The organism is Streptomyces pseudogriseolus (assembly GCA_002154585.1).
GTDB classification, from domain to species: Bacteria; Actinomycetota; Actinomycetes; order Streptomycetales; family Streptomycetaceae; genus Streptomyces; species Streptomyces pseudogriseolus.
Map to the genome: position 1 here is coordinate 1 of MUNG01000060.1, position 9,971 is coordinate 9,971.

The window sequence follows — 9,971 nt, forward strand, 5'->3', positions numbered from 1 at the left end:
GCGGCAGGACGACGTGCGCGTGCCGGGAGGTCTCGTTGAGGTAGGGGTCGACGCTCACCATGAAGTCGAGGGAGGCGAGCGCCTTGTCCAGCCGGTTGCCGTCGGGCGCGGAGAGCACCGGGTTGGCGGCGACGGCGACGAGGGCGCGGACCGGCGCGCCCTCCTCGGTGGGGGTGTCGATCTCCTCGGCGAGGGCGGACAGCGGCAGTTCGCCCTTGGCCTCGGGGTGGCGGCTCACCCGGGAGTGCCAGCGGCCGAGGGCGAAGCCGCGGCCGGGTCCCGCGGGGCGCGGGGTTTTGTCGGTGGCGGCCTGCGGGAAGAGCGCGCCGCCGGGCCGGTCCAGGTTGCCGGTGAGGGCGTTGAGGACGTCGACGAGCCAGCTGGCGAGGGTGCCGTGCGGGACGGTGCAGCTGCCGATGCGGGCGTAGACGGCGGCGGTGGGCGCGGCGGCGAGGTCGCGGGCGAGGGTGCGGATGACATCGGCGTCGACGTCGCAGGCGTCGGCGACCGCCTCGGGGGTGAAGCCGGCGAGGGCGTCGGAGAGTTCGGCGACGCCCTCGATGTGCGGTGCGGCGTCGCCGAGGTCGGCGAGGTCCTCGTCGAGGAGGGTGCGGGCGATCGCGGCGAGCAGCAGCGCGTCGGTGCCGGGGCGCACGGCGAGGTGCCGGTCGGCGAGGCGGGCGGTGCGGGTGCGGCGCGGGTCGACGACGGTGAGGGTGCCGCCGCGCGCCCTGAGCGCCTTGAGCCGGCCGGGGAAGTCGGGCGCGGTGCACAGGCTGCCGTTGGACTCGAGCGGGTTGGCGCCGATCAGCAGCAGGTGGTCGGTGCGGTCCAGGTCGGGTACGGGGATGAGGTTGGCGTCGCCGAAGAGGAGCCCGCTGGAGACGTGCTTGGGCATCTGGTCGACGGTGGAGGCGGTGAACAGGCTGTGGGTGCCGAGGCCGCCGACGAGGAGCGGCGGGTAGAGGGCGCCGGCCATGGTGTGGACGTTGGGGTTGCCGAGGACGACGCCGACGGCGTGGGGGCCGTGCCGTTCGACGACTCCGCGCAGTCCCGCGGCGACGGCGTCGAAGGCCTCCTCCCAGGTGGCCTCGCGCAGCTCTCCGTCGACGCGGACGAGCGGGGTGCGCAGCCGGTCGGGGTCGGAGTCCACCTCGGGGAAGGCGGCGCCCTTGGGGCAGACGAAGCCCTTGCTGAAGACGTCGTCGCGGTCGCCGCGGGCGCGGGTGACCGTGCCGTCGTCGACGGTGAGGACCAGGCCGCAGGTGGCCTCGCACAGGGGGCAGATACGCAGGGCGGTGCGGGACACGGGTCCTCCCGGTACGGCGGCGGTGACGCACGGACGGGCCGAGCATACCGACCGGTAGGCATGTTGGGGAGGGCGGGCGCCCGCCTTCGCTGCCCGCACCCGGCAGCCGGCACCCGGCGACCGGCGACCGGCGACCGGCGACCGGCGACCGACTCAGTCGAGTACCTGGGCCAGATACGCCCTCAGCAGCGCCCGCAGTTCGGCGATGACCTTCTCGTCCCCCTCGGGCGTCATCCGGAACGCCAGGTCGACCAGGGCGTCGGCGGTCTCCACGGCGACCAGGAAGGTGCGGCGCAGGTCGTCGTCGGCGGGGCGGCCCAGGTAGTCGGAGAGCAGCGTGGTGAGCCGGTCGGCGACCCGGTGGTTGGGCTCGGCGCGGCGGGTGCCGACCGGTATCTGGTTGCCGAAGTCGACGAGGGAGAAGCCGGGGGCGGTGCGCTTCATGTCCAGGTAGGTGTCGAGCACGGCGTCCATGGCGTGCCGCCAGCCGCGGTCGCCGGTGGCGGTCAGCCGTTCCGTGACGCGTTCGGTGAAGCGCTCCAGGTTGCGCTGGGCGAGCGCGTCGGCCATCTGGCGTTTGTTGGAGAAGAAGCGGTAGACGGAACCGATGGGGACGCCGGCGCGCTCGGCGACCGCGCGGGTGCTGAGGTCGTCGTAGCCGACCTCGTCGAGGAGGCCGGCGCAGGCGTCGAGGATCCTGGCCAGCCGTTCGGCGCTGCGCCGCTGCACCGGCGCCCGGCGGAGCGATGGCGTGTGGGACACGGGGCTCATCATGCCCGCACGGGGCCGCCGGGTGAACCGGGCCCCTGGGCGAGCGGCGCCACGCTCTGTTCCGGGGTCGGCTCCTGCCCGGAGACGGTGATGTCGGCGGTGCTCTCCACGGGCTTGCCGTCGACGGCCCACACCGATCCGTCGTCGGCGTACAGCCGTGCGGTGACCTGGTGGGTGCCGCGCGGGAAGGCGCCCGCGGCGAGGTGGTACTCGGGGGTGCGCAGCACGGCGACGCGGCGGCCGTTCACCTCCAGGTGGGCCAGACCCCGGCCGGCCTCGGCGCGCCGTCCCGTCCCGTCCGGCGAGAAGCGGAAGTTGCGCACGCGCAGCCGTACGTCCCAGCCGCCCTCACCGTCGGGGGCGACCTCCACGGTGACCTCGGGCGCGTCCTGTTCGTCCACCTCCCGGTAGGGGCGGCCGTCCTCGTCGCGCTCGTCGAGGAGCCGGCCCACGGGTGAGGCCGGCACCTCGCCGCCGCCCCGGCCGCCCGGGGAGTCGCAGCCCGCGGATCCGGCCAGTACGACGACACAGACCGCGAGCGCGGGGATGATCGGCCTCCGCGTCCACGTCATGCCGGGGAGCGTAGAACAGCGGTCCGAACGCGCGAATCCCCCTGGAGTCTGGTTCCGCGTACTCCTCGGAGGGGAGGAGAGGTCCGGCTGCGGAACGAGACCGCGCGGCCCTCTTGCGCCCGGGTAACCGCAATCCTACGGTGTCCTATAGGAATCAGCTCGGTGCAAGGGAGCAGCGGACATGAGCGACGGGGCCACCGCCCGCGGGAGCGCGACGGAGCGTGAGGAGGCGCGCAAGACCGCCGAGGGTCTGGAGCACCTCTCCGGCTTCGGCAACGAGCACAGCTCGGAGGCCGTGCCGGGGGCCCTGCCCGTGGGCCGCAACTCCCCGCAGCGCGCGCCGCTCGGGCTGTACGCGGAGCAGCTGAGCGGATCGGCCTTCACCGAGCCGCGCGCGGTCAACCGCCGCTCGTGGCTGTACCGGATCCGCCCGTCCGCCGCGCACCCGGCGTTCACCCGCACGGGCAACGGCGCGCTGCGCTCGGCGCCGTTCACCCAGACGGTGCCCGACCCCAACCGGCTGCGCTGGAACCCGCTGCCCGCGCCGGCCGAGGGCACCGACTTCCTGGCCGGCCTGTGGACCCTGGGCGGCAACGGCGACGTGACGCAGCGCAGCGGCATGGCGGTGCACCTGTACCACGCCGACGCCTCCATGCGCCGGGTGTTCAGCGACGCCGACGGCGAGCTGCTGATCGTGCCGGAGCGCGGCGGGCTGCTGCTGCGCACGGAGTTCGGGCTGCTGCATGTGGAGCCGGGACACATCGCGCTGATCCCGCGTGGGGTGCGGTTCCGTGTGGAGCTGCTGGACGAGACCGCCCGCGGTTATGTGTGCGAGAACTACGGTGCGCCGTTCCGGCTGCCCGACCTCGGCCCGATCGGCGCCAACGGCCTGGCGAACGCCCGTGACTTCCGCGCGCCGGTCGCCGCGTACGAGGACGTCGAGGGCCCGGTGGAGGTGGTGAACAAGTTCTGCGGCAACCTGTGGGCGGCCACGTACGACCACTCACCGCTGGATGTGGTCGCCTGGCACGGCAACCATGTGCCGTACGCCTACGACCTGCGCCGGTTCAATGTGATGGGCACCATCTCGTACGACCACCCGGATCCGTCGATCTTCACCGTGCTGACGTCCCCGAGCGACTCCCCCGGTCTCGCGGGCGTGGACTTCGTGGTGTTCGCCCCGCGCTGGCTGGTCGGCGAGGACACCTTCCGGCCGCCGTACTTCCACCGGAACGTGATGAGCGAGTACATGGGCCTGATCGAGGGCGCGTACGACGCGAAGACGGCCGGGGAGGGGGGTTTCGTGCCGGGCGGCGGCTCGCTGCACAACATGATGTCGGCGCACGGCCCTGACCGGGAGACGTTCGACCGGGCGAGCGCGGCGGAGCTGAAGCCGCAGAAGATCGACGACGGTCTTGCCTTCATGTTCGAGACCCGCTGGCCGGTGTCCCTCACCCCCCAGGCGGCGCGGGCGGAGCACCTGCAGCAGGGGTACGACGACGTGTGGCAGGGCCTCGAGCGTCACTTCCGGCCATTGCACTGACCGTTCCCCGACCGGTACGGATAGCGCGTGACCTCCTTCGCCCCGGACTCGATCGTCCTCAACCGCAAGCTGCCGCTCTGGTACCAGGTGTCGCAGTCGCTGCGCGCCTCGATCCTCGGCCGCTCGCCCCACGACCCGCTGCGCCTGCCCACCGAGGAGCAGCTGGCCGGGCACTACGGGGTGAGCGTGCTGACCATGCGGCAGGCGCTGAAGGAGCTGGAGGACGAAGGGCTGATCACCCGGCACCGGCGGCGCGGCACGTTCATCGAGCCGGACGCCCTGCGGGGCGCGCCGGTGCGGCTGCTGGGCTCGGTCGACGCGATCGTGGCCCAGCAGTCCGGCATGACGACGGAGCTGCTGGGGCACGGTCCGGCGCCGGTGCCGTCCGAACTCGCCGCGTACTTCCCGGACCTGACGGAGACGGCCGCCTACCACCGGCTGCGCGCCGACGAGAAGACCGGCGAGCCGACCAACCACGCCCGCAACCACGTCCGTCCGGAGCTGGCCGAGCGGATCGACCCGCAGGATCTCGTGCGGTGGCCCATGACGAAGGTGCTGCGGGACGTCGTCGGCGCGGACATCAGCCGCATCACGGACACCGTGGAGGCGCGGCTGGCGGACCCGGAGACGGCGCGGCTGCTGCGGGTCCCGCTGCTCAGCCCGATCCTGCACTACACCGGCGTCACCTACGACTCCGCGGGAAAGGTGCTGGACGTGGCCGTGATCCACTACCGGGGCGACCGTTTCTCCTTCACGGTGACCCTGGACGCCCACTGATCCGCGCCCGCCGTCAGGCCGTACGATGCCCAGCGTGACGCACGACGACGCTCCGCTGCTGGCGGACCTCATGCCGTGGTCCGTCGCACCGCCGCGGCTCGGCCGGGGGTGGCCGGCGGCCCCCGACGCGGCGTCCCTGAGAGCCCGTTGGGACGCGCTGGTGAAGGCCGAGGGCCCGGACCGCGAGGCCCTGTTCATGCCGACGCGGTCCCGCACGCCGCACACGGCGGTCGGGCAGCTGCCGGGGCGGGAGGGCGGCACGGAGCGGCTGGCCCGCGCCTCGGGACCGTGTCCGGAGCCGGTCCGGGTGCTGCACGGGCCGTTCGACGAGCAGTGGCTGATCCCGGACCAGCGGCTGATCGACGCGCCCCGGCCGGAGCTGTGGCGGGTGGCGGACGACCGCCAGATCTTCGCCGTCGAGACGTCCGGCGGCGGCCCGCCGCTGCTGGCCACCTCCCTCTTCCCGGTGCTGCGCACGGGCCGGATCCGCCCGCTGTACCGCAGGCCGGGCGCCGCCGAGCCCAATCTGGCCCCGGGCCTGACCGACCACCTCGCCGTGCGGCTGGGTGTGGAGGTCTCCCCCGTCGACGTCCTGGCCTGGTCGACGGCCGTCGCCCGGCCCTCGCCGGACGGGCTCGCCGTGCCGCTCACCGGCGACCCGGACACCTGGCGGCGCGGTGTGGCGCTGGGCCGCCGCATGCTGTGGCTGATGCGCCGGGACGGCGAACGCCCCCGGCTCCCGGGCGGCCGCCGCCCGTACGTCCGCGCCCCGCTGCCGTCCCGCCCGCCCGAGCCGGCCCACGACCGCGACGAGGAGGCGCTGCTGCTGGGCGAGGGCCGCATCTCCCCGGTGCCGGCGGAGGCGTGGGAGTTCGAGTCGAACGGGGTGCGGGTGCTGGAGGAGTGGTTCGCGGAGCGGACCCGCCCGGCCGAGCCGGGCACGCTGGAGGCGATCCGCCCGCCCGCCTGGCCGCAGACCTGGACGTCGGAACTGCTGGAGTTGGTCACGGTGCTCACCCTCCTCGCCGAACTGCGCCCGCAGCGCGAGGAGTTGACGGCGGCTTCCGTGCCCGCCCCGGTCACCCCGTCCGACCTGCGCACGGCGGGCGTCCTGCCCGTACCGGCCGCCGCCCGCCGCCCCGCCTCGGTGCTGGACGCCCGCGAGGAGGGCCCGGAGGGCCAGCTCGCGCTGCTCTGAGGCACACCCGCGCCTCGCGCCCGCACGGCCCCCGCCCTCTCCGACGGCGTTGTCAGTCGGGCGCACTAGGGTCCCGGTCACGGTCGTCGCACGAACGGCCGCTCGGCCGACGGCATTTCAGGAGTTGTTGCACCCATGGGATTCGAGGCGACCTACGCGGACTTCTCCGCCGACCCGGCCCGACTGGCCAACGCCGACGTCAGGCTGCACGGGGCCCGGTTCGCCGGGTCGCACCTGGCGCTGAGCGCGGGCGGGACGGTGACCTTGCGGTTCGAGGTGGCGGACCCGGAGGACGTTCCGCAGGTCACCCTGACCGTCACCGCGCTGGTGTCCAAGGCCGGCGGATCGCTGGGGTACGCCCCGATGGACGTGTTCGTCCAGGGTGAGCCGGTGGCCGAGAACCTGACCGTGCCCGGGGGCGGGGACCTTCCGCAGGACAACGTCTTCGCCGTGCCCGGACATCTGCTGAAGCCGGGCGTCAACACCCTGGAGATACGCTCCTCGGCCGAGGCGCGCACCATGCTCTGGCTCTACCGGGTCACGCTCGACCCCGTCTGGGAGCGCGGCCGTTCGGAGCGTGCCCGGACGGCGGCGGCCGCCCGCGACTCGGTGTTCGCCTACCGTACGGAGGTCCGGCCCGCCCACTCGTCGTCCGCCCACTGGCAGCCGGCGCCGCGGCTGCTGTTCCACGTCGACCGGGGCGAGCACGCGCTGCCCGCGCAGCTCGGCTGGCGCGGCACGGACGGCGCCGAGACCGCCATCAGCTTCCAGTCGAACATGTCCGACTTCCACGGCTGCCGCCGTGACGCGGACGGCGTGGTGCACGAGTACCGGGGACGGGTCGCCGGCCGCTGGACCTACCCGGAGGGCGCCGACCAGGTGCCGGCCGAGTCCCTGCACCGCTTCCACACCGAGGAGGGATGGGGCGGCGGCTGGCACCGCTCGCACGAACTGCGGCTGCTGGTGGACGACGGCGGGGCCGCCCCGGAGCGCATCACCTGGCGGGACCAGCGGGGCAACTCCGGTGTGGTCGTGCTGCACACGCTGGAGGAGGAGGCCGAGGTGACCGACGTCGAGGCGAGCGACGAGTACGCCGAGGCGGGCGAGATCGCCCACAACCTCCTCGACGACTCCCGCGACAAGTGGCTGGCGGGGGACGACACCGCGCTGCTCGACTTCACCCTGGCCCGCCCCGCCGCGGTCACCTCGTACGTCCTCGTGTCGGCGAACGACTTCCCCGACCGCGACCCCCAGGACTGGACGCTGCACGGCTCCGACGACGGCCACACCTGGACGCCGCTGGACTCCCGCACGGCCGAGACGTTCGACCGGCGGTACCAGGCCCGGGAGTTCACCCTGCGCGGCACGCCCAGGGCGCACCTCCACCTCCGTCTGGAGATCACCCGCAACGGCGGCGCGCACGAGATCCAGCTCGCCCAGGTCCGCTTCCTCGAACGCCCCGTGGGCCAGGGCTTCACCGGCTACTACCAGCGCCACGACGAGGGCCCCATCGGCTACCGCGGCACCCCCGTCGCCGCCTCGCCCCTCACCGACCTCCCCGTCGCCGCTTCCCGCGTCGCCTCGGACCTGGAGACCGCCGCGACAAGCCTCGCCGAGACGGCCCGGACCCTCGCCGCCCTGGCGGCACAACTGCGCACGCGCTGACCCACGCACACGCGACCCGCGCCCGCGCGGACGTCAGCGGCGCGGGTCGAAGCCGTCCAGGACCCGGGTGAGGGCGCGCTCGAAGACCGCCTCCAGGTCGATCGGCCCCGGGTCCTCGGCGAAGGCCGCCGCCATCCTCGGGTACGCGCCGCTCGCGACGCGGGACATCAGGTAGGCGCCGCGGACCGCGTTCTCCTGCTCCTGCGACCAGGGCAGCGAGCGGGCGCGTTCGGCGGTGGCCAGCTCGTTGGTGACGTACGTCGTCACGATGCCGTTGAGCATCGCGATCAGCTCCAGCTTGGTGCCCTGCGGGCCGGGCATCGGGTCCAGGCAGGCCAGGCAGTGCTCCAGGTAACGCAGGGCGTTGGGGCTGAAGCCGTAGACCGGTGACATCAGCCGCGGCAGCCACGGGTGGCGGTGCATCAGGTCCCGGGTCTGGTGCGCCACCCGCAGCATGTCGGCGCGCCAGTCCCCGCTCGGCTCCCACAGTTCGTGCTCGCCGCCGGCCGCGTCCACCATCAGCTCGTACAGGTCCTCCTTGCGGGGGACGTAGTTGTAGAGCGACATGGTGCCGCAGCCCAGCTCGGCGGCGACGCGGCGCATGGAGACCGCGTCCAGGCCCTCGGCGTCGGCGATCCGCACCGCGGCGGCCGCGATGTCGGCGCGGCTGTACGCCGGCCTGGGCCCCCGGCCGCTGCGCTCGGGGCGCGCCCAGATCACTTCGGGTTCGGCCGCTCGGCCCGCCATCGGTCATCACCTCGCTCACCATCGTAGTTACGTACACCGTACGTAGTGCGCTATGGTCGAGCCATGACTACTACGTACGCTGTACTGAGTGAAGGGCTGGAAAAGCGCTTCGGTGCCGTGCACGCCCTGCGCGGACTGGATCTGGCGGTGGCGCAGGGCACCGTGTGCGGGCTGCTCGGGCCCAACGGGGCGGGGAAGACCACGGCGGTGCGGCTGCTGACGACGCTGCTGCGCCCGGACGCGGGGGCCGCGAGGGTCGCGGGCCACGACCTGGTGCGGGAGGCCGCGGCCGTGCGCCGGCGGATCGGCGTCACCGGGCAGGACACCTCGATCGACGGGGATCTCACCGGCCGCGAGAACCTGCGGCTGTTCGCCCGGCTGCACCGCGCGCGGGACGCGGCGGCCCGCGCCGGTGAGCTGCTCGACCGGTTCGGGCTGGCGGAGGCGGCCGACCGCCCCGCGTCCACCTGGTCGGGCGGCATGCGGCGCCGGCTCGACCTGGCGGTGAGCCTCGTCCGCCGGCCCGAGGTGCTGTTCCTGGACGAGCCGACGACCGGTCTCGACCCGGCCGGCCGCGGCCTGATCCTGGAGGTGGTCCGGGAGCTGACCGGCGAGGGCACCACGGTGCTGCTCACCACCCAGTACCTGGAGGAGGCCGACCGGCTGGCCGACGACATCGCGCTGGTCGACCGGGGCCGGGTCGCGCACACCGGCTCCCCGGCCGGACTGAAGGCCCTGGTCGGGACACACGCGGAGGTGGTGGTGGCGGACGGCGCCGCGCTGGAGGCGGCGGCCGGGGTGCTGGACCGGCTCACCGGCTCGCAACCCTCGCTGGACCGTCAGCGGCAGGCGGTCGGCGCGGTCACCCGGGACCCGGCCCTCACCCTTCCGCACCTGGTGCGCACGTTCGACGCGGCGGGCGTACGGCTCGTCGACGCGAGTCTCAGGCCGCCGACGCTCGACGACGTGTTCCTGCGGCTGACCGAGCCGCGCACGGACCCGGCGGACCTTCCCCACGACGACAAGGAGCGTGCGGCATGAGCACGTTGGCGTACGACGGCACCGCGATGCTGGGCCGGCAGCTGCGGCGGATGCGGAACAACCCGGGGCTGCTGATCCTCACCCAGACGATGCCGGTGAGCATGCTGCTGTTCTTCGGCTACNNGGTGGCGACGGCGGCGGGCGGTGTGATGACCGGCATGTTCCAGGCGGCGCAGGACGTGCACCGTGGGGTGACGGACCGGTTCCGCACGCTGCCGATGAGCCGGGCGGCCGTGCCGGCGGGGCAGGCGGTCGCGGACGTGCTGGTGACGGCGGCCGGGACGGTGCCGTTCCTGCTGGTCGGGCTCGCGGTGGGCTGGCGGGTGGAGGGCGGCGCGCTCGCGGCGG

Annotated in this window: 10 protein-coding genes; 6 read left to right on the forward strand and 4 right to left on the reverse strand. The window is 74.1% G+C overall.

What is annotated here, in order from left to right:
• The 3 genes from CCN29_RS07070 to CCN29_RS07080 all read right to left on the reverse strand — a co-directional run.
• Positions 1-1,309: molybdopterin-dependent oxidoreductase (locus tag CCN29_RS07070; RefSeq protein ID WP_442538253.1), on the reverse strand; the 1,309-nt coding region annotated here is incomplete at its 3' end.
• Positions 1,310-1,462: 153 nt separating this feature from the next.
• The gene (locus CCN29_RS07075; RefSeq protein ID WP_086680575.1) at positions 1,463-2,080 is read right to left on the reverse strand and encodes a TetR/AcrR family transcriptional regulator; all 618 of its coding nucleotides are present in this window, start codon (positions 2,078-2,080) and stop codon (positions 1,463-1,465) included.
• Positions 2,080-2,652 carry a hypothetical protein gene (locus tag CCN29_RS07080; protein ID WP_037817452.1) on the reverse strand — a complete coding sequence of 191 codons (573 nt, stop codon included), beginning with the start codon at positions 2,650-2,652 and terminating at the stop codon, positions 2,080-2,082. Before CCN29_RS07080 ends, CCN29_RS07075 begins: the two co-directional genes overlap by 1 nt.
• A gap of 181 nt (positions 2,653-2,833) precedes the next feature.
• Here CCN29_RS07080 and hmgA point away from each other — a divergent pair, with 181 nt between their 5' ends.
• The 4 genes from hmgA (at position 2,834) to CCN29_RS07100 (ending at position 7,835) form a co-directional block, all read left to right on the forward strand.
• Positions 2,834-4,195 carry a homogentisate 1,2-dioxygenase gene (hmgA, locus tag CCN29_RS07085; protein WP_086680577.1) on the forward strand — a complete coding sequence of 454 codons (1,362 nt, stop codon included), beginning with the start codon at positions 2,834-2,836 and terminating at the stop codon, positions 4,193-4,195.
• 27 nt (positions 4,196-4,222) lie between these two features.
• On the forward strand, positions 4,223-4,972 hold the full coding sequence (locus tag CCN29_RS07090) for a GntR family transcriptional regulator (RefSeq protein ID WP_006131477.1): 750 nt from the start codon (positions 4,223-4,225) through the stop codon (positions 4,970-4,972).
• 25 nt (positions 4,973-4,997) lie between these two features.
• Positions 4,998-6,170: a type ISP restriction/modification enzyme gene (locus CCN29_RS07095; RefSeq protein WP_086680579.1), complete on the forward strand. Its 1,173-nt coding sequence runs from the start codon at positions 4,998-5,000 to the stop codon at positions 6,168-6,170.
• 135 nt (positions 6,171-6,305) lie between these two features.
• The gene (locus tag CCN29_RS07100; protein WP_086680581.1) at positions 6,306-7,835 is read left to right on the forward strand and encodes a discoidin domain-containing protein; all 1,530 of its coding nucleotides are present in this window, start codon (positions 6,306-6,308) and stop codon (positions 7,833-7,835) included.
• Between the two features lie 33 nt (positions 7,836-7,868).
• Here CCN29_RS07100 and CCN29_RS07105 read toward each other — a convergent pair whose 3' ends face one another.
• Positions 7,869-8,582 (reverse strand): TetR/AcrR family transcriptional regulator C-terminal domain-containing protein, encoded by a 714-nt coding sequence (locus CCN29_RS07105; protein WP_006131480.1) that lies wholly within the window; start codon positions 8,580-8,582, stop codon positions 7,869-7,871.
• Positions 8,583-8,645: 63 nt separating this feature from the next.
• Here CCN29_RS07105 and CCN29_RS07110 point away from each other — a divergent pair, with 63 nt between their 5' ends.
• Complete coding sequence (locus CCN29_RS07110) at positions 8,646-9,623, forward strand: ATP-binding cassette domain-containing protein (RefSeq protein ID WP_086680583.1); 978 nt, start codon at positions 8,646-8,648, stop codon at positions 9,621-9,623.
• Positions 9,620-9,971: ABC transporter permease (locus CCN29_RS07115; protein ID WP_442538254.1), on the forward strand; the 352-nt coding region annotated here is incomplete at its 3' end. The genes CCN29_RS07110 and CCN29_RS07115, both read left to right, overlap by 4 nt.

Bases quoted from the DNA above. Each gene is read 5' to 3' on its own strand.
- CCN29_RS07075 (WP_086680575.1), bottom strand. From the start codon at position 2,080: ATGAGCCCCGTGTCCCACACGCCATCGCTCCGCCGGGCGCCGGTGCAG.
- CCN29_RS07080 (WP_037817452.1), bottom strand. From the start codon at position 2,652: ATGACGTGGACGCGGAGGCCGATCATCCCCGCGCTCGCGGTCTGTGTC.
- hmgA (WP_086680577.1), top strand. From the start codon at position 2,834: ATGAGCGACGGGGCCACCGCCCGCGGGAGCGCGACGGAGCGTGAGGAG.
- CCN29_RS07095 (WP_086680579.1), top strand. From the start codon at position 4,998: ATGCCCAGCGTGACGCACGACGACGCTCCGCTGCTGGCGGACCTCATG.
- CCN29_RS07100 (WP_086680581.1), top strand. From the start codon at position 6,306: ATGGGATTCGAGGCGACCTACGCGGACTTCTCCGCCGACCCGGCCCGA.
- CCN29_RS07105 (WP_006131480.1), bottom strand. From the start codon at position 8,582: ATGGCGGGCCGAGCGGCCGAACCCGAAGTGATCTGGGCGCGCCCCGAG.
- CCN29_RS07110 (WP_086680583.1), top strand. From the start codon at position 8,646: ATGACTACTACGTACGCTGTACTGAGTGAAGGGCTGGAAAAGCGCTTC.